At 68.3% G+C, this 20,927-nt stretch carries 20 protein-coding genes; 3 read left to right on the top strand and 17 right to left on the bottom strand.

The annotated features are described in order from the left end of the window. Positions 1-25: 25 nt before the first annotated feature. The 3 genes from WHX56_RS06565 to fdnG are packed head-to-tail and all read right to left on the bottom strand — an operon-like array spanning position 26 to position 4,644. On the bottom strand, positions 26-670 hold the full coding sequence (locus WHX56_RS06565) for a formate dehydrogenase subunit gamma (RefSeq protein WP_338880798.1): 645 nt from the start codon (positions 668-670) through the stop codon (positions 26-28). Then, positions 663-1,562 carry a formate dehydrogenase subunit beta gene (fdxH, locus tag WHX56_RS06560; protein WP_129241422.1) on the bottom strand — a complete coding sequence of 300 codons (900 nt, stop codon included), beginning with the start codon at positions 1,560-1,562 and terminating at the stop codon, positions 663-665. The genes WHX56_RS06565 and fdxH overlap by 8 nt, the downstream gene beginning before the upstream one ends. A 13-nt stretch (positions 1,563-1,575) precedes the next feature. Next, complete coding sequence (gene fdnG, locus WHX56_RS06555) at positions 1,576-4,644, bottom strand: formate dehydrogenase-N subunit alpha (RefSeq protein ID WP_338880797.1); 3,069 nt, start codon at positions 4,642-4,644, stop codon at positions 1,576-1,578. Between the two features lie 298 nt (positions 4,645-4,942). Between fdnG and WHX56_RS06550 the strand changes: the two genes are divergently transcribed. Together WHX56_RS06550 and WHX56_RS06545 are read left to right on the top strand one after the other, a co-directional pair. After that, complete coding sequence (locus WHX56_RS06550) at positions 4,943-6,397, top strand: DUF1254 domain-containing protein (RefSeq protein ID WP_338880796.1); 1,455 nt, start codon at positions 4,943-4,945, stop codon at positions 6,395-6,397. A gap of 50 nt (positions 6,398-6,447) precedes the next feature. Then, positions 6,448-6,957, top strand: a complete 510-nt coding sequence (locus WHX56_RS06545) for an acyl-CoA thioesterase (protein WP_129241418.1) — start codon at positions 6,448-6,450, stop codon at positions 6,955-6,957. 29 nt (positions 6,958-6,986) lie between these two features. Here WHX56_RS06545 and WHX56_RS06540 read toward each other — a convergent pair whose 3' ends face one another. After that, a complete protein-coding gene (locus WHX56_RS06540; RefSeq protein ID WP_338880795.1) occupies positions 6,987-7,952 on the bottom strand; it encodes a GlxA family transcriptional regulator in 966 nt (321 codons plus the stop codon). 106 nt (positions 7,953-8,058) lie between these two features. Between WHX56_RS06540 and WHX56_RS06535 the strand changes: the two genes are divergently transcribed. Beyond that, complete coding sequence (locus WHX56_RS06535) at positions 8,059-8,700, top strand: HD domain-containing protein (protein WP_338880794.1); 642 nt, start codon at positions 8,059-8,061, stop codon at positions 8,698-8,700. A gap of 13 nt (positions 8,701-8,713) precedes the next feature. On the opposite strand, the gene WHX56_RS06530 is transcribed toward WHX56_RS06535, so the two are convergent. From WHX56_RS06530 to ssuD, 13 genes are all read right to left on the bottom strand, one after another. Further along, positions 8,714-9,721 (bottom strand): sterol desaturase family protein, encoded by a 1,008-nt coding sequence (locus tag WHX56_RS06530; RefSeq protein WP_129241415.1) that lies wholly within the window; start codon positions 9,719-9,721, stop codon positions 8,714-8,716. A gap of 2 nt (positions 9,722-9,723) precedes the next feature. Then, positions 9,724-10,509 (bottom strand): polysaccharide deacetylase family protein, encoded by a 786-nt coding sequence (locus WHX56_RS06525; protein WP_338880793.1) that lies wholly within the window; start codon positions 10,507-10,509, stop codon positions 9,724-9,726. A gap of 97 nt (positions 10,510-10,606) precedes the next feature. Then, positions 10,607-11,587, bottom strand: coding sequence for a YncE family protein (locus WHX56_RS06520; protein ID WP_165360181.1), 981 nt, complete (start codon positions 11,585-11,587; stop codon positions 10,607-10,609). A 173-nt stretch (positions 11,588-11,760) separates the two neighbouring features. Continuing rightward, positions 11,761-12,627, bottom strand: a complete 867-nt coding sequence (locus tag WHX56_RS06515; RefSeq protein ID WP_338880792.1) for a DUF2950 family protein — start codon at positions 12,625-12,627, stop codon at positions 11,761-11,763. Between the two features lie 5 nt (positions 12,628-12,632). Further along, positions 12,633-14,048 carry a DUF3300 domain-containing protein gene (locus tag WHX56_RS06510; protein WP_338880791.1) on the bottom strand — a complete coding sequence of 472 codons (1,416 nt, stop codon included), beginning with the start codon at positions 14,046-14,048 and terminating at the stop codon, positions 12,633-12,635. A gap of 125 nt (positions 14,049-14,173) precedes the next feature. Then, positions 14,174-14,389: a TOBE domain-containing protein gene (locus WHX56_RS06505; protein WP_129241411.1), complete on the bottom strand. Its 216-nt coding sequence runs from the start codon at positions 14,387-14,389 to the stop codon at positions 14,174-14,176. 70 nt (positions 14,390-14,459) lie between these two features. Beyond that, a complete protein-coding gene (locus WHX56_RS06500) occupies positions 14,460-15,359 on the bottom strand; it encodes an ATP-binding cassette domain-containing protein (RefSeq protein WP_338880790.1) in 900 nt (299 codons plus the stop codon). 35 nt (positions 15,360-15,394) lie between these two features. Next, positions 15,395-16,222 (bottom strand): MetQ/NlpA family ABC transporter substrate-binding protein, encoded by an 828-nt coding sequence (locus tag WHX56_RS06495; protein WP_287754223.1) that lies wholly within the window; start codon positions 16,220-16,222, stop codon positions 15,395-15,397. A 15-nt stretch (positions 16,223-16,237) separates the two neighbouring features. Beyond that, positions 16,238-16,900 (bottom strand): methionine ABC transporter permease, encoded by a 663-nt coding sequence (locus tag WHX56_RS06490; RefSeq protein WP_129241408.1) that lies wholly within the window; start codon positions 16,898-16,900, stop codon positions 16,238-16,240. Beyond that, positions 16,900-17,709, bottom strand: coding sequence for a methionine ABC transporter ATP-binding protein (locus tag WHX56_RS06485; RefSeq protein ID WP_338880789.1), 810 nt, complete (start codon positions 17,707-17,709; stop codon positions 16,900-16,902). The genes WHX56_RS06490 and WHX56_RS06485 overlap by 1 nt, the downstream gene beginning before the upstream one ends. 11 nt (positions 17,710-17,720) lie before the next feature. Beyond that, positions 17,721-18,947, bottom strand: a complete 1,227-nt coding sequence (locus WHX56_RS06480) for an acyl-CoA dehydrogenase family protein (RefSeq protein WP_338880788.1) — start codon at positions 18,945-18,947, stop codon at positions 17,721-17,723. Continuing rightward, positions 18,947-19,753 carry an ABC transporter permease subunit gene (locus tag WHX56_RS06475; RefSeq protein WP_338880787.1) on the bottom strand — a complete coding sequence of 269 codons (807 nt, stop codon included), beginning with the start codon at positions 19,751-19,753 and terminating at the stop codon, positions 18,947-18,949. The genes WHX56_RS06480 and WHX56_RS06475 overlap by 1 nt, the downstream gene beginning before the upstream one ends. After that, positions 19,753-20,925, bottom strand: a complete 1,173-nt coding sequence (gene ssuD / locus WHX56_RS06470; RefSeq protein ID WP_338880786.1) for an FMNH2-dependent alkanesulfonate monooxygenase — start codon at positions 20,923-20,925, stop codon at positions 19,753-19,755. Before ssuD ends, WHX56_RS06475 begins: the two co-directional genes overlap by 1 nt. Between the last annotated feature and the right edge of the window lie 2 nt (positions 20,926-20,927).

Raw genomic sequence — 20,927 nt, 5'->3', positions numbered from 1 at the left:
GACTCGGTGAAACCGGCCGGAAAGCCTATTTTCCGACGGGCCCCTTGCCGACCTGTTCCCGGAACCAGGCGCGGTGGTGTTTCCACGCCCAGCCCGCGGTGACATAACCCCGCAGCATCGCCGTCAGGGAGCCCTTGACCCAGATCGCCGCATAAATATGCACAATGATCGCGCAAATCAGCACCAATGCACAAACGGCATGCAGCACCGAAGCCGCGCGGACGACCCAGATCGGAAAATAGAACGCGAAGTACTCGCGCCAGATCACGATGCCGCTGGCGAACAGGCCCAGCATGCACAGGATCAGCACGTAGAACAGCAGCTTCTGGCCGGCGTTGTACTTGCCGACCTCGGGCAGCTTGTCCTCGCGGTTCTCGACCACGTCGTTCAACTGCCGCATCCACTGGCGGTCCGCCTTCGTCATGACGTTGTGGCGCCACATATGCCCGGCGAACACGACGAAGCAGACGAACATCACCAGCCCGATGAAGGGGTGCAGGATGCGCGTCCAGGGCCCGCCGCCGAACAGGTTGGTCAACCAGTACATGGACGGATGGAACAGCGCCAGCCCCGAGAGCGCCAGCAGGATGAAGCTCAGTGCGATGATCCAGTGGTTGGTGCGCTCGCCGGGGGAGTAGCGCTTGATCAGGCGATGGCGTCGTTCACTCATGGCGAACCTCCTCTTCGGCCCTGCGTTCGTCTTCCTCGCTGACTTCGTTGCGGCCGACACGGGCATAGTGGAAGAAGCCCGCCAGCGCGGTCAGGGCCATGGCGGCCACGCCCAGCGGCTTGGCGATGCCCTTCCACAGCGCGACCATGGGACTGATCTGCGGATCCTTCGGCAGCCCGTGGTACAGGCCCGGCTGGTCGGCATGGTGCAGCACGTACATGACGTGGGTGCCGCCCACGCCCTGCGGATCGTACAGGCCGGCCTGGTCGAAGCCCCGCGACTTCAGGTCCTCGATGCGCTCGGCCGCGTGCTGCTTCATGTCGTCCTTGGTGCCGAAGACGATGGCGCCGGTCGGACAGGCCTTGACGCAGGCCGGCTCCTGGCCAACGGCCACGCGGTCGGAACACAGGGTGCACTTATAGGCCTTGTGGTCCTTCTTGGAGATGCGCGGCACGTTGAACGGACAGCCGGTGATGCAGTAGCCGCAGCCGATGCAGTTCTCTTCGTGGAAATCCACGATGCCGTTGTTGTACTGGATGATGGCGCCCGGCGAGGGACAGGCCTTCAGGCAGCCCGGGTCCTCGCAGTGCATGCAGCCGTCCTTGCGGATCAGCCATTCCAGGTCGCCCGCGGGGTTCTCGTATTCCGAGAAGCGCATGACGGTCCAGGAATGCTCGGTCAGGTCGGCCGGGTTGTCGTAGACGCCCACGTTGGTGCCGATCTCGTCGCGCAGATCGTTCCATTCCATACAGGCGCTCTGGCAAGCCTTGCACCCGATGCACTTGGAGACGTCGATCAGCTTGGCGACCGAGCCCGTGACGGGTTCGCGGATGCCGGGCGGCGGCGTGGTCGTGGCGGAGCGCCGCTTGATGTCCAGGGATTGCATAGCCATGTCGGTCTCCTTCCTATGCCTTCTCGACCTTGACCAGGAACGACTTGAATTCCGGTGTCTGGGAATTGCCGTCGCCCACGAAAGGCGTCAGGGTGTTGGTGAGGAAGCCGGGTTTGGCGATGCCCACGAAGCCCCAGTGGATCGGGATGCCCACGTGGTGCACGGTCTTGCCCTCGACGGTCAGCGCCCGCAGGCGCTTGGTGACCAGCGCCACCGCCTTGATGTAGCCGCGGTTGGACGACACCTTCACGCGCGTCCCGTTGGCGATCCCCAATTCCTGGGCCAGCGCCTCTCCGAGTTCCACGAATTGCTCCGGCTGGAGAATCGCGTTGATGCGGACGTTCTTGGTCCAGTAGTGGAAGTGCTCCGTCAGGCGGTAGGTGGTGGCCACGTACGGGAAATTGTCGACCGTGCCCATCGCGGCCAGGTCGTCCTTGAAGACGCGCGCGGCCGGATTGCTGGTGACGCCCTTGGCCTTCGGATACAGCGGGTTGTAGCCCAGCGGCGTCTCGAAGGGTTCGTAGTGCTCGGGGAACGGCCCTTCGGCCATGCCGGCCCGCGCGAAGAAGCGCGCCACGCCTTCCGGGTTCATGATGAACGGCCCCATGCCGCCGTCGGGGTTTTCGTCTCCCTTGAAGTCCGGGATGTCGGCGCCGACCCAGGCCTTGCCGTTCCAGGAAATCAGGCTGCGGCGCGGATCGAACGGCTTGCCCGACGGATCGCAGGACGCCCGGTTGTACAGGATGCGGCGATTGGCCGGCCATGCCCAGGCCCAACTGAGCGTCTGGCCGATGCCGGTCGGGTCGCTGTTGTCGCGGCGCGCCATCAGGTTGCCGCCGGGGCCCCAGGCGCCGGCGAAGATCCAGCAGCCGCTGGCCGTGGAGCCGTCGTCGCGCAGTTCCGCGAAGCCCGCCAATTGCTCGCCGCCCTTGCGGGTGATCTTGGCGGGATCCTTCGGATCGGCCAGGTCCACCAGCGCGCGGCCCGAGTATTCCTTGGCCAGTTCTTCCGCGGTGGGATTCTGCGGGTTGGCGTAGGGCCAGGACAGGTTGACGATGGGATCGGGATACTTGCCGCCCTCTTCCTGGTACATCTTGCGCAGGCGCGTGAAGATCAGCGCCATGATCTCGATGTCGCTCTTGGCCTCGCCCGGCGGCTCGGCGCCCTTCCAGTGCCATTGCAGCCAGCGGCCGGAGTTCACCAGCGTGCCGTCCTCTTCGGCGAAACAGGTGGTGGGCAAGCGGAAGACCTCCGTCTGGATCTTGGCGGGATCGACGTCGTTGGCCTCGCCGGCGTTGCGCCAGAATTCCGAGGTCTCGGTGACCAGGGGATCCATGATGACCAGGAACTTCAGCTTGGCGAAGCCGTCGTTCAGCTTGGCCTTGTTGGGCGCCGCGGCCAGCGGGTTGAAGCCCTGCGCGATATAGCCGTTCATCTTGCCCTGGACCATGAGCTCGTAGACCTGCAGCATGTCGTAGAGCTTGTCCAGCTTGGGCAGGTAGTCGAACGCCCAGTTGTTTTCCGCCGTGGCCGCCTTGCCCCACCAGGCCTTCATCAGGCTGACGTGGAACTTGTTGTAGTTCTGCCAGTAGCTCAACTGGTTGGGCCGCAGCGGCTTCTGCGTGCGCGTCTCGATGTACTTGCCGTAGTCCTGCTCGGGCTCGTTGGGCAGGGTCATGTAGCCCGGGAGCAGGTTCGACATCAGCCCCAGATCGGTCAGGCCCTGGATGTTCGAGTGCCCGCGCAGCGCGTTCATGCCGCCGCCGGCGATGCCGATGTTGCCCAGCAGCAACTGCACCATCGCGCCGGTGCGGATGATCTGCGAGCCGATGGAGTGCTGCGTCCAGCCCAGCGCGTAGAGAATGGTCGCGGCGCGATCCTTGCCGGCCGTGCTGGCCAGCATTTCGCACACCTTCAGGAACTTGTCCCTGGGCGTGCCGCAGACGCGCTCGACCATGTCCTCGGTGTAGCGCGAGTAGTGCTTCTTCAGTAGCTGGTAGACGCTGCGCGGATGCTCCAGCGTGGGATCGGTCTTGACGTAGCCGTCCTCGCCGCGCTCGTAGTCCCAGCTCGACTTGTCGTAGCTGCGCTTCTCGGCGTTGTAGCCCGAGTACAGCCCCGCGTCGAACGTGAAGTCCTCGCGCACGATGAACGAAAAGTCGGTGTAGTTGCGCACGTACTCGTGCTGGATCTTGTCGTGATCTAACAGGTACTTGATGACGCCGCCCAGGAAAATGATGTCGGTGCCGGTGCGTATGGGCGCGTAGAAGTCCGCCACGGACGCCGAGCGCGTGAAGCGCGGGTCCACGACGATGAGTTTCGCCTTGTTATGGGCTTTCGCTTCCGTGACCCATTTGAACCCGCAAGGGTGGGCCTCGGCGGCATTGCCGCCCATGATCAGTACTACGTCCGCGTTCTTGATGTCGACCCAATGGTTCGTCATCGCTCCACGGCCAAACGTCGGGGCAAGACCTGCCACCGTCGGGCCATGTCAGACACGGGCTTGGTTGTCGAACGCCAGTATCCCCATGCTGCGCACGGTCTTGTGCGTGATGTAGCCGACCTCGTTGCTGCTTGCCGAGGCGGCCAGCATGCCGGTGGTCAGCCACCGGTTGACCGTCTTGCCGTCCGCGGTCTTCTCGACGAAGTTCGCGTCGCGGTCGGCCTTCATGAGCTTGGTGATGCGCGTCAGGGCGTCGTCCCACGACATCCGCACCCACTTGTCCGAACCGGGCGCCCGGTATTCCGGGTACTTCAGGCGGTTGGGGCTGTGGATGAAGTCGATCAGGGCCGCGCCCTTCGGACAGAGCGTGCCGCGGTTGACGGGGTGGTCGGGGTCGCCTTCGATGTGGACGATGCTGGCGCGCGCATTCTTGGCGCCGTCGCCCAGGCCGTACATCAGCAGGCCACAGGCGACCGAACAGTAGGGACAGGTGTTGCGCGTTTCAGTCATGCGCGCAAGCTTGTACTGGCGGACTTCGGCCATGGCCGTGCCGGGGGCTGCCCCGAGCAAGGCCAGGCTGGAGCCTGCCAGCGTGGCACCGGTCACCTTGAAGAACTGGCGGCGATTCATGTTGACCATGAAGCACTCCTCTCCGGGTGAATGAAGAAGGCCGGGCCCGCCGAAGCAAAAAGCCCTGCGGCCTCCAAGGACATGGGTTCGAGTATAGGCCTTGCGCAACGGACGCGCCATGCCCATCCGGCCCCCTCGGGTATCGTCCCTATGGCTGGAATTTGACGGCGAAATCTCGTCATTTCGCAGATTTTGGATGATTCCGGGACTGCTACCATGGCCGGCAGCCTGGAGGTCCCGGCGGGCCCGCGATTCCGGGGACGCCGCGCCGGCCTCCCGTTTTTTCCGCTAGACCATAGGAGCGCCGATGCGCCGCCTTGCTTTCCTGGCCCTGTGTTTCGCCGCCGCGCTCGCGCCCGCCGCCCCCGCCGGCGCGGCGCCCGCCGCCCCGACCCCGGCCGCCGCCGCGACGGAGGCGGCCCGCCAGGCCGCGATGGAGGGCTACCTCTATTTCTATCCCCTGGTGACGATGGACCTGGCCCGCCGCCAGTCCACCCACCCGTCGCGCGGCGCGCAGGGCGCGCCGGCCAACGCCTTCCTGCATGGACGCGCCTTGCCGGCGCCGGGAGCCGCCGCGCCCTGGGCCAACCCCGACATGCTGCGCAGCGCCGCCTGGCTGGACCTGACGGCCGGGCCGGTGGTGCTGTCCGTGCCGAACACCCAGGGGCGGCTCTACACGCTGACCCTGCTGGATATGTGGACGGATGCCTTCGCCACGCTGGGCAAGCGCAGCACCGGCACGGCCAAGGGCAATACCGCGATCGTGCCGCCCGGCTGGACCGGCGCCCTGCCCTCGGGCATGTCCCGCATCGACGCGCCCACCGCCTACGTGTGGGCCAAGAACCTGATCCAGACCGAAGGTCCGGCCGACTATCCCGCGGTCCACGCCTTGCAGGACGGCTTCGTCCTGACGCCGCTGGCGCAGTGGAACCTGCCCCCGCAGGCGCAGCGGCCGCGGTCCGATTCCACCCTGGACCTGGCCACCCCGGTGCGCGAACAGGTGGAATCCATGCCGACGGACGCCTTCTTCACCTACGCGGCCGAGCTGCTGCGCAGGAATCCGCCGCATCCCACGGACCAGCCCGTGCTTGCGCAGTTGCGCCGCGCCGGGCTGGTCCCGGGCCGGCCGTTCGATTTCGACAAGCTCGACCACCCCGCCAAGCAGGGCATGCGCCGGGGGCTGCGCGCGGCGCGCGAACGCATGGCGGCCGCGGCGGGCGGCAGCGTGCGCGGCGTGAACGGCTGGCAGCAGGAAACCGGCAGCATCGGCGTGTACGGCAACGCCTATCTGCGGCGCGCGCTGGCCGCGCAGGCGCAGCCGGGCTCGGGCCTGCCCGAGGACCTGTCGGTGCTGCTGCTGGCCGCCGACAGCCAGGGCGCGCCGCTGGACGGCGCGCACGGCTACACGCTGCGCTTCGAAAGCGGCCAGTTGCCGCCCGCCGGCGCGCTATGGTCGCTTGCGGCCTACGACGGCCAGGGCATGCCGGCCGCCAATCCTCTGGGGCGCTACGCGCTCGGCAGCCGCGATCCCCTGCGCTATAACGCGGACGGTTCGCTGGACCTGCGGGTCAGCCATGCCCCGCCCCCGCCCGAAGAGCAGGCCAACTGGCTGCCGCTGCCGCCCGCCGGCCCGGTCAGCGTGCTGCTGCGCGCCTATGCGCCGGAACCGGCGCTGCTGGACGGTTCCTGGACGCCTCCGCCCGCGCTGCGGGACGCGCCGCCGGAAGAAACCCCGGAGGCCGCCGAAAAGACGGCGCCATGACGGGCGCCTGCCGCTACCATAGGCGTTTTATCCGAGATTGAACGCCCGCCATGGACGACGCCTTTAGCCACCAATTGTCGATGACCATCCTGATGACGCCGGACATGGCGAACTTCTCGGGGAATGTGCACGGCGGAACCATCCTCAAGTACCTGGACCAGGTGGCCTACGCCTGTGCCAGCCGGTACGCCGGCCAATATGTCGTGACCCTGTCCGTGGACCAGGTCGTGTTCCGCGAACCCATCCACGTGGGCGAACTGGTGACCTTCCTCGCGGCCGTGAACTACACGGGCCGCACGTCCATGGAAATCGGGATCAAGGTCGTCACTGAAGACATCCGCAAGAAGCTCGTGCGCCACACCAATAGCTGTTACTTCACGATGGTGGCGGTGGATGACCAGGGCGCGCCCACCGCGGTGCCCCCGCTTGCGCCGCGCACGCTCGAGGAAAAGCAGCGCCTGGAAGCGGCCAGGCTGCGCCGCGAACTGCGCCAGGAAATGGAGCGCCGCCACGGCGAAATCAAGCGCGAGACCACGCACGACACCCAGGCCCGCCCCTGACCGCCGGGCGGTGGAATGGCTGCCGCGGTTCAGTCCGCGGCGCCGCCGTGATGCCGCCGGTACATCGCCGGCGATACCCCCACGTGCTTGACGAAGGCCCGGCGCAGCGTATCCACGTTGGCGAAGCCGCACTGCGCCGCCGCCTGCTTGGGCGTGGCGGCGCCCGTCTCAAGCAAGGCGCGCGCGGCCGACACGCGCGTCATCTCCACCCAGGCCGCCGGCGTGATGCCGACTTCCGCGTGGAACAGGCGCGCAAAGTGCCGGGGGCTGAGGCCCGCATGTCCGGCCAGGGCCTCCACCGATAGCGGCAGTTGCGGGTGCGCGGCCACCCAGCGCTGCACCTCCTGCAACACCGATCTACCGACCGGCCCGGCCTGCCCCTTGCGGCTGAACTGCAACTGTCCGCCCGGGCGCTTGAAGAACATCACCAGTTGCGACGCCACTTTCGCCGCGACGTCGCGCCCCAGGTCTTCTTCGACCAGCGACAGCGCCAGGTCCAGCCCGGCCGTCACGCCCGCGGAGGTGCGCAGCTTGCCGTCGCGCACGTGCAGCGCGTCTTCCTCGACCACGACACGCGGATAGGCCTGGCGCAGTTCCCGGGCCGCGTTCCAATGCGTCGTCACCCGCCGCCCCTCCAGCAGGCCCGCGGCGGCCAGCACGAACGCGCCGGTGCAGACCGATCCGTAGCGCCTGGCGTCCCTTGCGGTCGCGCGGATCCATTGCAGCGCCGGCGTGCTGAGGACGGCGCGCGACGCCCGCGGCGTGCCGGCGACCAGCAAGGTGTCGATGCGCGGCAGCGGGTCGCCCACCGCCGCGTCGGGCAGGAGGCATACGCCCGACGAACTGCGGACGGGCCCGGGCTCGTAGCCCACCACGCGCAGCGCGTAGTACGGACGCCCCAGTTCCGCGTTGGCCTGGGCGAAGACGTCGAGCGGACCGGACACGTCGAGCATCTGCACGCCCGGCAGGGCCAGCACGGCGATGGTTTTGGTCATGGCAGCGGATCGCGGTATTTGGCAGAAATTGGCGTATTACTTCTATTGAGGCCATTCTAGCGCGGCAGCAGAATGAACGGCGTACCCCTACCAGGAGGCCCATGCCATGAATTTCTCCCTCGACGACGTCCAGATCCCCGACAGCCAATTGGTCCGCGAAATCACCGAGCTGGTGCGCGACACCGAATCGCCGCTGCTGTTCCATCATTCAAGCCGCGTCTACTACTTCGGCGCGCTGGCCGGCAAACAGCGCGGCCTGAAGTTCGACCCCGAATTGCTTTACTGCGGCTGCATGTTCCACGACATGGGGCTGACCCGGCAGCACAGCAGCGATTGCTGCCGCTTCGAAGTGGACGGCGCCAACGCGGCGCGGGATTTCCTGCAAAGCCGCGGCATCGCGCAGCGCGACATCGAACTCGTCTGGACGGCGATCGCGCTGCACACCACGCCGGGCATCCCCGAGTTCATGGATCCGGTGGTGGCGCTGGTGACGGCGGGCGTGGAGATGGACGTGCTGGGCCTGACCTACGGCGAATACAGCGACGCGCAGCGCGAGGCGGTGGTGGCGGCCCATCCGCGCGGGCCCCGGTTCAAGGAGGAGATCATCCAGGCCTTCTACGATGGCATCCGGCACAAGCCGCAGACCACGTTCGGCAACGTCAAGGCCGACGTCGTCGCCGACAAGGAGCCGGCCTTCCGGCCCGGAAATTTCTGCAGCGTCATCCGCAACTCGCGCTGGGCGGGCTGACGGCCGGAACGCGTCAGGCGCGCTCGGCGGCCGGCGGCGGATCGGCCGGCGCGCCGGCCGGTTCGCGGTCGCGGCCTGCCAGGCGCTTGAGGCCGAGCCACTGCTGCGACCAGAAGCCGCGGCCGTAGTCCCGACCGCCGGCCTCGGGGTGCTGGTCATGGATGCCCGTGGGGCCGTAGCCCACGCCGAAGCGGGCGGTGCGGAACAGCACGTCCCAGATGGGGAACAGCGCGGCGAAGTTATAACCGCCCGCCGGCCCCGGCGACGAAGCGTCGTAGGCGATGGAATGGTGATGGCGATGGAACCGGGGACTGACCAGCAGGCGTTCGCCCACGGCGCCGAAATGCATGCGCAGGTTGGCGTGCGAAAAGCTCTGCGCCAGTTGGGTGATGGCCACCACCATCACGAACTGCGCCGGCGGCACGCCCACCAACTGCGAAACGAACACCACCAGCACGTCGCGCAGCATGTCGTCCAGCAGGTGATTGCGGTCGTCGCTCCAGATCGTCATCTGGCGCTGGCTGTGGTGCACGGCATGCAGCGCCCAGAGCCAGCCGAACCGGTGCTGGGCCCGGTGGTAGAAGTAGTCCACCGCGTCGAACAGCAGCAGGTAGATGATCAGGCTGACCCAGGCCTTGTCCGTCACGCCCGGCCAGTACTGGTCCAGTTGGAAGCCGGCGTAACCCCATACGTGCAGTTGCCCGAACACGCTGTCCCACAGCGGGTCGATGGTGAAGAACAGCACCAGCCGGAACGCGCCCAGCCGGTGGATCAGCGTGTACAGCACGTCCACGCCGATCTGGCGGCGGTCCGTGACGGGCTCCACCGGCCGCAGGCGCTGCAAGGGACCGAACACCAGCACCAGCACCGCGACCTGCAGCAGACCGACCAGCAGCCACATCGTGGCGTCATAGCCGTCCTCGATGAAGTTGCTCAGGCCCAGGTGGAACAGCGCGGGCTGAATCGCCGTCTCGAAGATCCATTGCTGGCATTCTCCGAAAAGTTGACTAAGCGTATCCATGGTCAGTGATGAGTGGCGATCCAGCCGCGGTAGGACGGATGCGTGTTCAGGGTAGCGAAACAATAGCCCTTGCGCTGCAAACCTTCAATCAGCGGCTCCAGCACGGCCGGCGCCCAGGGATCCTGGCGCGACCAGATGCCCAGGTGGGCCAGCAGGATGTCGCCGGGCTTGATGGCGCGCAGCGCCTGGTCCAGCAGGCGGGCGTTGGGGTATTTGTCGCTGGGCAGCTCATCGCCCAGGAAGCCGGCCGGCGCCCAGCCCACGTGCTCGAACCCGCAGGCCTTGGCGGCCTGCAGCAGCGCGGGCGAGGTCTTGCCGCCCGGCGCGCGGTACAGCGGGAGCATCTCCTGGCCGGTCATCTGGCGAAAGCGCGTGGCGGAGCGCTTGATCTCGGCGCAATACTGCGCCGCGGTCCATTCGGCGCGCTTGCCCGTGTCCGGGCCGGCGCTGGGCTTGACCCGGAACTTGCCGCCGGGCAGGTCGCCCTGCCAATAGACATGGTCGTACGTGTGCGACCCGAAGACGTGGCCTTCCGCCGCGCGCGCCTTCCACCACGGCGCCCACACGTCGTCCAGGCTGGAGCCGCCGGTCAGCGTGCGCTCGTTGGCCAGGAAGAACGTGGCCTTGACGCGGTGGCGGGCCAGCACCTCGGCCACCAGCGGCGCCACGCCCATGTGTCCGGTGTCGAACGTCAGGTAGACGGGCTTGTCGCAGGTGGCCTGTCCGGCGGCGCCGAATGCCGGCGCGGCCAGGGCCAGAACCGCCACCACAGCAAACTTGCGCAGCATGGAGGCCCTTTTTGCCGCCGGGCCGCCCCAAGGCAAAAAGCGCCCCCTCGGGGGGCAGCAAGCACGCATAGCGTGCGCGGCGTGGGGGCTCTTCCCCTTACCTTGTAGGGGCATGGTTCAAGGTCCAGACGCCGTGGGGCGACTTGCCTACCGGCACCTGATTGACGACCTTCTTCTGCTCCAGGTCCACCACGGTGAGCTTGCGCGCCCAGCGGGAAGTGACGAGCAGCGTCTTGCCGTCGGCCAGCACGTCCATACAGTCGGGGCCGCCGGGCACCGGGAAGGTGTCGGTGACGGCAAGCGTCTGCAGGTCGATGCGGCTGATGGAGTTGGCCGTGCGGTTGCTGACGAACAGATGGCGGTGGTCGCCCTGGGCGCGGAAGGCATGCGCGCCGGCGGCCGTCTTGATGCGCGCCACCAGCTTGGCCGGGCCGTTGCTGACGTCATAGGCCTCGACGTAGGAATCGCCCGTCAGGGCGATCAGCAGCGTCTTCTGGTCGGGCGTCAGGAACACGTCGGCGGGCGTCTTGCCCACCGGCACCGTCCACTTCGGCGTCTGCGTGGCCAGGTCGATGGCGATCAGCTCGTCGCTGTCCTGCAGAGTCACGTAGGCCGTCGTGCTCTTCTTGTCGATCATGATGTGGCTGGGCGTCTTGCCCGCCGGGATGCGCTTGACCAGCGTCAGGTCGAACCCCTTTTCCAGCGGCTTCCACGCGTAGATGTCGATATGGTCCAGGCGGTTGGCCGCGGTCACGAACCACTTCATGTCCGGCGAGAACTGCAACTGGTAGGGATCGACGATGCCGGTCAGGGTGCGCTGCACCTCGCCGGTCTTGGGGTCCATCAGCGTGATCGTGTCGCCCGTGGCGTTGGCCACCATGAGCGACTTCTCGTCGGGGGTGAGATACAGGTGGTGCGGTTCCTTGCCGGTGGGCACGCGCCGCAGTTCCTTGTAGGTGGCCGGATCGATGATGCTGACGTTGGCGTCCAGGGAATTCAGGACGAAAATCGGGGCAGATGCCGCCGCTGCGCTAAGCGCCATCCCTACGCCGAACAGGGCGTAGCGGACAAAATGCATGGGGTTCAATTTCTAGGTCCGGCAAGGGAAAATCGGGCAAGGTCCCGACGCTCGCCATTGTAGGCACGGCGACCTGACAAAAGCGCGTCAAACGCGGGTTTCGCGACAAACGCACACGCCTGTTGCGACCCAGCAACAGGCGTGCGCCGATCCCGCCTCCGGCGCCGGAAAAATCATTTGGCGCCAAGGGGTTGCGCGGCCGCGTCGACCCAGTTTCCGGCCCCGATATCGCGCTCGCGCAGCGCCGCCGCGCGCGCCGCGGACGAGGGTCCCAGATCGGCCTCCAGGACGCCGCCCTCGGGCCCCACGACGAAGGATCCGATGCCCGTCTGCCCGTAACGGACCGGCCAGGCGACGATGCGGTACGAATTGTCTTGGCCGCCGGAAATCACCTTGTAGCGGTATCCGAAATAGGCATCGTCCGGCGGCACGTCAGGCCCCATCGCCAGGGCATCCGGTCCGAAGGCCTGCGGCGGCGAGCCCGGCAGCTCCGGCCAGTACAGGCCGTCCCGCTCGCCCGGGCGGCTGACCAGGCGGGCCGCGTAGCGCCCCTGGCCCACGCCGTCCCGGTAGCGGGCCTGCGCCGCCTGCAACTGGCGCAGGGTTTCGATGGCGGTCAGTTCGTTGCGGCCGATCGCGCGGCGGCGGATTTCGGCCGTGCCAGCCGCCGGATCGAAGCGCCAGCCGTGCCCGGCGCGCACCAGGGGCACCGGCAGGGTCCAGCCCGAATCGCCGACCGCCAGCCAGGAGCGGCCGCCGTCGGCCACGATGTCGTGCTTGCGGGACCATGCCGCCAGGAAACGGTAGATGTCGTCCTGCGCCACGCCGCCCGGCACGATCCGATGGTGATTCGGCCCCAGCACCTTGGCCAGCCCGTCGAGGTCGCCGGAGGCCAAGGCGTCGACGAAGGCGTCCGCCGCGGCCTGGGGGCTCGGGTACAGGCTTTGCGCCGCGGCGGGAACCGACAGTCCGAGCGCCAGGGCCGACGCGGCGCCCAGCGCGCGCAAACGGGCAAAAGTCATGAAAACGCTGTTTTCCATGGTGCTTATCTCCGGCCGCCGAAATGTCCGCCACCGCCACCGCCACCACCGCCGCGTCCCCCGCCCATGTGCCCCCCGCCGCCGCGCTGGACGCCGCCCTCGCCGCCGCGGCTCACCTCGCCGCGATGGCTCTGCTGCCGCATGCGTTCGCCGTTGCCGGCGTCGCTCAGCGCACTGGTGCTGTTGGAGGCGCGGGCCCGGTTGCGCGCGGCCGATTCGTCGGCGCGCTGGCGCTGGGCCGCGGCCTGCCGGTCTTGCGTCGACACGCTGGAAGCCCGGTCGCGCTGCGCCTGCGCGCCGCCCTGGGGCCGTTCGCGCGTGCCCTGCCCCGCCTGGTGCGCCTGGCCTTGCCCGCGGCCCGCGCCGCCGGCTTGCTCCCTGCCGGCCGCGCCCTGGCCCCGTCCGGCGCCCGGCTGGGCATGGCCGGGAATGGCTTGCCCGGTGCGGCCTTCGAAGGACTGGGCCGCGCGTTCGCGGGCGGCGTCGCGGGAACCGGGAGCGGGCGTCCGGCCCGTCTGGCCAGGCTGCTGCTGCGGCCGGTTCTGCAGGCCGGCCTGGCGCTGGCCGTCGAAGCGCTGGCGGCTGGCCTGGTCGGCATACGGCGTATTGCCGCGGTTGGCGGCGTTGTGCTGCCAGGCAACCTTGTTGTTGTTGACGTTGGTCCGGTCTATGCGCTGGTTGACGTTGATGTTGTTGTACCGGTTGACGTCGATGTCGACGTCGTTGTGCCCCCAGTCGAAACCGCCCCACATGGAGTTGACGGCGGCGACGCCCAGGCCGAAACCGATGCCGGCCACCAGCGAGGTGGCGAACACCGAACCCGGAGGCGGCGGGTAGTAATAAGGAGGGTAGGACGGATAGGCCCAGGTGCCGTAGACCACGCTAGGGTTGTAGCTGGGCACGTAGACCACCTGCGGATCGGCCGGCTGGATCACCACCACCGTCTTGTCATTGGTGGTGCTGGAGGTGACCTTCTGCTGGGACGTGCTTTTCAGGTTGCCCGCGTTCTGGGCCTGGACGCGCAGCCGCTGGGCCGAATCCATGACCGCATCGGGTTGCGCCAGGAACGCGTCGCCCAGGGATTTCACCCAGTCCGGCTGCCGGCCCATCATGTCCATGACCGAGGGAAAGGCCACCAGGGACTTGACGCTGGGGTCCCAGGATTCGCCTTCGACCGCCTTGACGGCCGCGTCGCCGGATTCCGAGGCATGCGCCGCCGACCACTTGGCGGCCGCCGCCACGTCGTCGGGGTAGGTTGCCGCCATGAGTACCTGGGACAGCAGCGAGTCCGGATACAGCGCCACGGGCGCCATCAGTTGATCCAGTTGCGCGTTGTCCAGCTTGGTCTGCGCCACCGCGGGCAGGCAGGCCGCCAGCCCCAGGCATAACCAGCCGATGAACCACCGTTGCAGTCGACGCATTTTCCGTTCTCCGTGAATCGCAAAGCATGACGCCACAAACCAGGAGGAACCTGCCGGATATCGCGGAGATCAATATATGCCTAACGGCGGCGCAGGGGAAGCGCCGCCGAAGGCGGGCTCCAGCATTACAGTTTGGCGACGGAAACCTCGGTGGCCTTGACGAACGCCAGCACCTCGGTGCCTATCTGCAGATCCAGCTCCTTCACGGAACGCGTGGTGATCACGGACGTGACGATGCCGGCGGGCGTCTCGACGTCCACCTCGGACACCACCGGCCCCAGGATGATCTCCTTGATCTTGCCGCGGAACTGGTTGCGGGCGTTGATGGATTGAATGCTCATGGTTCTGCTCCTGAAAGGAAAAGGGCGGCGCCGCCTTGGCGCCTACGTGTGAATAACGGCCTGCGCGGCGTCAGACCGCGAGCCTCAGATGCCGGATCTGGATGACCGGCGCCAACGGCCTGTCCGCATCCGGTGAAGATTCCTGCCCGAGCGCCGCGCGCAGCACGCGCGCCTCCAGGGCGGCGAACGCCGCCGAACCGCGCGCCCGGGGCCGTTCCAGCACCACGCGCTCGTCGAACACCACGCCGCCCTCGTCCAGGACGAGAATGCGGTCCGCCAGCGCCGCGGCCTCCGCGGCGTCGTGGGTCGCCAGCACGGCCGTGAAGCCCTCCTGCCGCCAGATGTCCTCGACGATCCGCTGCGTCTCGATCCGCGTCAGCGCGTCCAGGCCGGCCAGCGGTTCGTCCAGCAGCAAGAGGCCCGGCCGGCGCGCCAACGCCCGCGCCAGCGCGACGCGCTGGCATTGCTCCTTGGACAACTGCGCGGGCCAGTCGCCGCCGCGGTCGCCCAGCCCCACCTGCCGCAGCGCGGCGGCGGCGCGCGTCCGCTCGGGCAGGCCCAAGGCCACGTTCTGCAGCACGCGCTTCCATGGCAGCAAGCGCGCGTCCGCCAGCAGCAGGCGCACGCGGCTGTCGGACGCCCACTGGGGAAAGTTGTCGAACAGCACCGGCGAACGCGCCGGCGCGCCGCCCTGCTCGCCGCTGGGGGATTCCAGGCCGGCCAGCAGGCGCAGCAGGGTGCTCTTGCCGCTTCCGCCGCGTCCCACCACGGCCACGAACTCGCCCGCCGCGATGTCCAGGTCCAGCTCCCGCAGGACGACACGGCCGCCGTGGCGCTTGGCCAGCTTGCGCAAGGTCACGCGCAAGGCGCGCCTGGGCTCGGGGTCCCCGGCGGCCTCCGCGTCCGGCCCGGTCCGCCCCGGAACGTCCAGATGCTGCAACAGTTCGAACTCGTTGGGATTGATGAACATGGCCGCGGCCTCCGCGCCGGCAGTCGCGGGCAGCCCTAGCGGGCCGCCTCCAGCTTCTGCTGATAGTCCGTCTTGACGAAGCCCGCGAAGGACTTCTCGGTCACTTCCAGGAATTCGCGGGACCCGTACGCCGCCGCGATGTCCTTCACAAAGGGCTTGTCGCGGTCCGCCGTCCGCACCGCCACCAGATTCTGGTAGGTGGGCGTGGTCTTCTCCAGCGCCAGCGCCTCGGTCAGCTTCAGGCCCGAGGCCAGCGCGAAGTTGCCGTTGACGAACGAATAGTCCGTGTCCTCGAGCGAGCGGGGCAGTTGCGCAGCTTCCAGCGGAATCAGCTTGATCTTCTTCAGGTTCACGGCCACGTCCTTCTCGGACACCTGCAAGGGGTCGTAGCCTTCGCGCAGTTTCACCCAGCCCAGTTCCTGCAGCACGACGAGTGCGCGCGCCTGGTTGGTCGGATCGTTGGGCACGGCCACGCTCACGCCGTCCGGCGCGGCGTCGACGCTCTTGTACTTCTTGCTGTAGATGGCGATGGGCGCCGTGGGCACCTTCACCAGTTCCGACAGTTCCAGTTTGTTCTTGGCCGCGAAGTTCTGGAGATAGACGACGTGCTGGAACGCGTTGGCGTCCAGCGCGCCCTGCGCCAGCGCGAAGTTCGGCTGCACGTAGTCGTTGAACTCGACGATCTTGACGGTATAGCCCTGCTTTTCCAGGATCGGCTTGATGCCGAGCTTGATCTGGTCGCTGTAGGGGCCGGCGGTCGCGCCGAAGACGATTTCCTTCTTGGCGGGATCGGCGGCGTGGGCCGCGCCCGACAGCGCCAGCACGGCCAGCGCCGCGCTCAGGATATTGCGGGTGAAAGACATGTCGGTCCTTTGGATTCAGCGTTTGTCGATGCGTCGCGCGACGGTATTGCCGGCGAACTGGAGAATCTGCACCAGGATGACGAGCAGCGCCACGGTCAGCACCATCACGTCGGTCTGGAAGCGGTAATAGCCATAGCGGATGGCCAGATCGCCGATGCCGCCGCCGCCCACCACGCCGGCCACCGCCGAATACGACAGGAAGCTGACGGCCAGCACGGTCAGCGCCAGCACCAGGCCGGAACGCGCCTCCACCAGCAGCACGCGGCGCACAATCTGTAGTTCCGACGCCCCGGCGGCGTGGGCGGCTTCGATCACGCCGCGCGGCACTTCGCGCAGGCACTGCTCGACCAGCCGGGCGAAGTAGGGAATGGCCGCGAACGACAGCGGCACCGCGGCCGCCACCGGGCCGATGGACGTGCCGGCGATGACCCGCGTGAACGGCACCAGCGCCACCAGCAGGATGATGAAGGGGAAGGAGCGCACGGTATTCACCGTCCAGCTCAGGAGCCGGTGCGCGACGGGCCGGTCCAGCGACTGGCCGGGTCCGGTGAGGAACACCAGCACGCCCAGCGGGCCGCCCAGCAGGATGGACGCCGCCAGCGCGATGGCCAGCATCAGGAAGGTCTGTCCGACCGCCACGCCCAGTTCGGGCAGCAACTGCACAAAGGTTTCCAGCATCACGCGACCTCTTCATAGGGATGGGTGGCTTCACGGATCAGCTCTCGGCCCAGCGCCGACGACAGATGCACGTTGGCGCCGGAGATCTCGGCCTGTTCCAGCACCCGGCCGTTCTCCATCACCGCCACGTGGCGGCACAGCGCCCGCACCACGGCCAGTTCGTGCGTCACGATCACGATGGTGACGCCCAGCCGCTTGTTGATGTCGCGCAGCACGCTCAGCACCGAACGCGTGGTTTCCGGATCCAGCGCCGAGGTGGGCTCGTCGCACAACAGCACCGCGGGCTCGCTGGCCAGCGCGCGCGCGATCGCCACCCGCTGCTTCTGTCCGCCGGACAACTGGGCGGGATAACTGGCGGCCTTGTCCGTCAGCCCCACGATCTCCAGGCATTCGCGCACGCGCGCCGCGATCTGCCCGTCGTTGCGCCCGCCGTGCACGCGCAGCGGAAACGCCACGTTCTCGAACACGGTTTCGTTCTGCAGCAGGTTGAACTGCTGGAAGATCATGCCGATGTTCTGGCGCGCGGCGCGCAGGTCGCGCTTGGACAGCGCGGTCAGTTCGGTGCCGGCCACGTGCACGGCGCCTTCGTCCGGACGTTCCAGCAGGTTGATCAGGCGCAGCAGCGTGGATTTCCCCGCGCCGCTCTTGCCGATGATGCCGAAGGTATCGCCGGCCCGGATCGACAGGGAAACACTGCGCACGGCGTCGAACCGGCCGGCCCGCGTGCCGAACGACTTGCTCACTTCGTCCAGCCTGATCACGGGCTGCGGCACGACGGAGACGTCGGGAAAATTGGAAACTTCGGTCATTGAACGGTCCGTCAGGAATAAGCGGTGGCTTCGGGAAGCTGGTCCAGGAGCGCATAGCGGCCCAGGTCGCGGATCTTGTAGGCGACGGGATCGTGCAGCGTGTGCACCCGGGCGTTGCGCCAGTAGCGGTCGTAGCCATGGCGGGAAGCGGTGGAACTGGCGCCGGTCACGTCGAACAATTCCGATCCCACCTCCAGCGCCGCGCGATGCGCCAGCACCTTGGCCTGCGCGCCGGCCACGGCCACCTCGCCGCGCTCGCCGGCGGTGACGGACGGGCCGCGCGCCAGCGCCGCGTCGAGCTTCAGCCCCGCCAGGTCGGCCAGCGCCTGCGCGGCCTGCACGCGCAGCCAGAATTCGCCGAAGCGTTCCTGCACGTAGGGGTCGTCGGCATGCCGCTGCACGCCGGCCGCGAACCAGGGCCGGGCGTCCTCGCGCACATAGCGCCGCGCTTCCTGGAGCGCGCCGCGGGCGATGCCCAGGTAGAGATTGGTCATGATCAACTGCGCCACCTGCGAGCGCAGCGTGGCGCGCGCGGTGGGCTCGGCGCCCGGCGCCTGCAGCACGTGCACGGATTCCAGGCGCACGTGGTCGAAACGCACCGTGCCGCTGTCCGTCTGGCGCTGGCCGAAGGCATCCCAGTCGGGGTTGACGGTGATGCCCTCCGTCCCCGTCGGCAGCGCGGCGATGAGCGCCGTGCCCGACGGCTTGTGCCAGGCGGAGAAGGTCAGCAGGTCCGAGCCGACCGAGCCGGAACTGAAACTCTTCACGCCGTCGATCCGGTAGCCGTCCAGCTCGGCGCGCGCGACGACGCGGCGGTCCAGCGGATTGAGCGCGTTGCCCCAGAACAGCTTGCGCTCGACGGTGGGCTGAAGAAAATAGGCATGCTGATCGGGGGTGCCGTACAGCAGCACGCCCGCGATCTGCAGGTGATGGAAACCAAACACGTGCGCCAGGGCGCTGTCGGCTTCGGCCAGCCTGCGCACCGCCGCCAGTACCGTCGACCAGTTGGCGCCCGCGCCGCCGTAGGCGGTCGGCACCGACAGCCGCAGCAGGCCGCTGGCGCGGATCAGTTCGCGCTCGGCGGCGGCGTGGCCGCCCAGACGGTCGCGTTCGACGGCGGTGGCGGCCAACTGCGCCGCCAGCGTTTCCAGCGCGCCGGCGGCGTCGGCCGCGCGCGCGGGCGCGGCCCCGGCATCGGCCGCCGGGCGCGCTTCTTGAGCAGAAGGGATCTTGGCCATCAGTTCATTCCTAAAGCGCGTTCAGGCCGCCACCGGGCCGGGCTCCACCGCAACAGGCGGCGCTCCAGCGCAACGGCCAGCCTATCGGCCGCCCAGCCCAGCGCGGCGTAGAGCAGGACGCCCACCAGCAACACATCGGCTTGCGGCAGGCCGCCGGCCTGCGCCATCAGGCGGCCGATGCCGGACGGCGCCAGGAAGACCTCGAACGCGATGAGCACCAGCCAGACCAGGCCCAGCGCCTGCCGCAAGCCCGTCAGGATCGACGGCAGCGCGCCCGGCAGGACCACGTCGCGATACAGGCGCCATCCGGCCAATCCGCAGGACCGGCCCATCTCGACCAGCGCGGGATCCACCGAACGGACGCCGCGGAAAGCCTGGAAATAGAGGGGGAAGAACGCGCCCAGCGACAGCAGCGTCAATCCGGCGGCATCCTCCGCGCCAAACCACGACAGGACCAGCGGGGCGAGCGCCAGCACGGGGACCGCGCGGGCCGCCTGCAGGATGCCGTCCAGCCAGGCGCCCGCCCGGCGCCAGGCGCCGTTCAGCGTGCCCAGAACCAGGCCTGCCGCGCCGCCCAGGAGCAGGCCGGCGAGCGCGCGCAGCAGACTGTCGCGCACCGGCGGCCAAAGCTCGCCCGACACCGCCAGCGATCCGGCCGCGGACGCGACGGCGGACGGGGCCGGAAGAATGCGGGGCGGCAGCCAGCCCGCCTGCGCGGCCCATTGCCACGCGGCCAGGAGGAGGACGGGCGCGAACCAGGACGCGAATCGCGCCCGCGGACGGCCGGGATTGCCGGAGCGATCCATCAGCTTGCCGACTCCCTGGGCACCAGTTCGGTCGCCATGACCTCGCCGAAGGGGCCGGTCAGCACGGTGCTGCCCGCCTTGCGCGCGTCCTTGCCGGGCAGTAGCGGGAACACCAGCTCGGCGAAGCGGTACGACTCTTCCAGATGCGGATAACCCGAGAAAATGAAGGTGTCGATGCCCAGGTCCGCGTATTCCTGGATGCGCTCGGCCACGGTCTTCGGATCGCCCACCAGCGCGGTGCCCGCGCCGCCGCGCACCAGTCCCACGCCCGCCCACAGATTCGGCGATATCTCCAGGTGGGAACGGCCGCCCTTGCCGTCGCCGAGCTTGCCGCCATGCAGCGCGGCCATGCGGCGCTGCCCCTCGGAGTCCATCTTGGCGAACGCCGCCTGCGCGGCGCTCACGGCGTCCTCGCTCAGATGGCTGATGAGGTCTTCCGCGGCGGCCCAGGCCGCCTGTTCAGTCTCGCGCACGATGACGTGCAGGCGGATGCCGAAACGCACGCTGCGGCCATGGCGCGCCGCGCGCTCGCGCACGTCGGCGATCTTGCGGGCCACGGCGTCGGGCGGCTCGCCCCAGGTCAGGTACACGTCCAGTTGTTCGGCGGCCAGGTCGTGGGCCGCTTCCGACGAACCGCCGAAATACAGCGGCGGGTAGGGTTTCTGCACCGGCGGATAGATCACCTTTCCGCCCTTGGAAACCAGTTGCTCGCCTTCAAAGCTGTAGCCTTCGGCCCGATGGCTGTTTTCCAGGATGCCGCGCCAGATCTTCAGGTAGTCGGCCGTGATGGCGTAGCGTTCGTCATGGCTGACGAAGACGCCGTCGCCTTCCAGTTCGCCCGGGTCGCCGCCCGTCACCACGTTGACCAGCAGGCGGCCCTCCGACAGGCGGTCGAAGGTGGCGGCCATGCGGGCGGAGACTTGCGGCGAACTGACGCCGGGCCGGATGGCCACCAGGAACTTCAGCCGGCGCGTCGCGCCGATCAGGCTGGAAGCCACCACCCAGGCATCCTCGCAGGAGCGGCCCGTCGGCAACAGCACACCGTCATAGCCCAGGGTGTCCGCGGCCACGGCGATCTGGCGGAAATAGTCGTAGCCGGCCGCGCGCGCGCCGCGGCTGGTGCCCAGGTAGCGCGAATCGCCATGCGTGGGAATGAACCAGAAAACATCCATCG

The sequence above is a fragment of the Achromobacter veterisilvae genome (genome assembly GCF_037619525.1).
Lineage (GTDB): Bacteria > Pseudomonadota > Gammaproteobacteria > Burkholderiales > Burkholderiaceae_B > Achromobacter > Achromobacter veterisilvae.
The sequence above is the reverse complement of the archived record's forward strand: the minus strand, read 5'-3'. Positions and strand labels throughout refer to the sequence as shown.

Coding starts and splice junctions, on each gene's coding strand:
- WHX56_RS06565 (WP_338880798.1), bottom strand. CDS start 670: ATGAGTGAACGACGCCATCGCCTGATCAAGCGCTACTCCCCCGGCGAG.
- fdxH (WP_129241422.1), bottom strand. CDS start 1,562: ATGGCTATGCAATCCCTGGACATCAAGCGGCGCTCCGCCACGACCACG.
- WHX56_RS06550 (WP_338880796.1), top strand. CDS start 4,943: ATGCGCCGCCTTGCTTTCCTGGCCCTGTGTTTCGCCGCCGCGCTCGCG.
- WHX56_RS06545 (WP_129241418.1), top strand. CDS start 6,448: ATGGACGACGCCTTTAGCCACCAATTGTCGATGACCATCCTGATGACG.
- WHX56_RS06540 (WP_338880795.1), bottom strand. CDS start 7,952: ATGACCAAAACCATCGCCGTGCTGGCCCTGCCGGGCGTGCAGATGCTC.
- WHX56_RS06535 (WP_338880794.1), top strand. CDS start 8,059: ATGAATTTCTCCCTCGACGACGTCCAGATCCCCGACAGCCAATTGGTC.
- WHX56_RS06530 (WP_129241415.1), bottom strand. CDS start 9,721: ATGGATACGCTTAGTCAACTTTTCGGAGAATGCCAGCAATGGATCTTC.
- WHX56_RS06525 (WP_338880793.1), bottom strand. CDS start 10,509: ATGCTGCGCAAGTTTGCTGTGGTGGCGGTTCTGGCCCTGGCCGCGCCG.
- WHX56_RS06520 (WP_165360181.1), bottom strand. CDS start 11,587: ATGCATTTTGTCCGCTACGCCCTGTTCGGCGTAGGGATGGCGCTTAGC.
- WHX56_RS06515 (WP_338880792.1), bottom strand. CDS start 12,627: ATGGAAAACAGCGTTTTCATGACTTTTGCCCGTTTGCGCGCGCTGGGC.
- WHX56_RS06510 (WP_338880791.1), bottom strand. CDS start 14,048: ATGCGTCGACTGCAACGGTGGTTCATCGGCTGGTTATGCCTGGGGCTG.
- WHX56_RS06505 (WP_129241411.1), bottom strand. CDS start 14,389: ATGAGCATTCAATCCATCAACGCCCGCAACCAGTTCCGCGGCAAGATC.
- WHX56_RS06500 (WP_338880790.1), bottom strand. CDS start 15,359: ATGTTCATCAATCCCAACGAGTTCGAACTGTTGCAGCATCTGGACGTT.
- WHX56_RS06495 (WP_287754223.1), bottom strand. CDS start 16,222: ATGTCTTTCACCCGCAATATCCTGAGCGCGGCGCTGGCCGTGCTGGCG.
- WHX56_RS06490 (WP_129241408.1), bottom strand. CDS start 16,900: ATGCTGGAAACCTTTGTGCAGTTGCTGCCCGAACTGGGCGTGGCGGTC.
- WHX56_RS06485 (WP_338880789.1), bottom strand. CDS start 17,709: ATGACCGAAGTTTCCAATTTTCCCGACGTCTCCGTCGTGCCGCAGCCC.
- WHX56_RS06480 (WP_338880788.1), bottom strand. CDS start 18,947: ATGGCCAAGATCCCTTCTGCTCAAGAAGCGCGCCCGGCGGCCGATGCC.
- WHX56_RS06475 (WP_338880787.1), bottom strand. CDS start 19,753: ATGGATCGCTCCGGCAATCCCGGCCGTCCGCGGGCGCGATTCGCGTCC.
- ssuD (WP_338880786.1), bottom strand. CDS start 20,925: ATGGATGTTTTCTGGTTCATTCCCACGCATGGCGATTCGCGCTACCTG.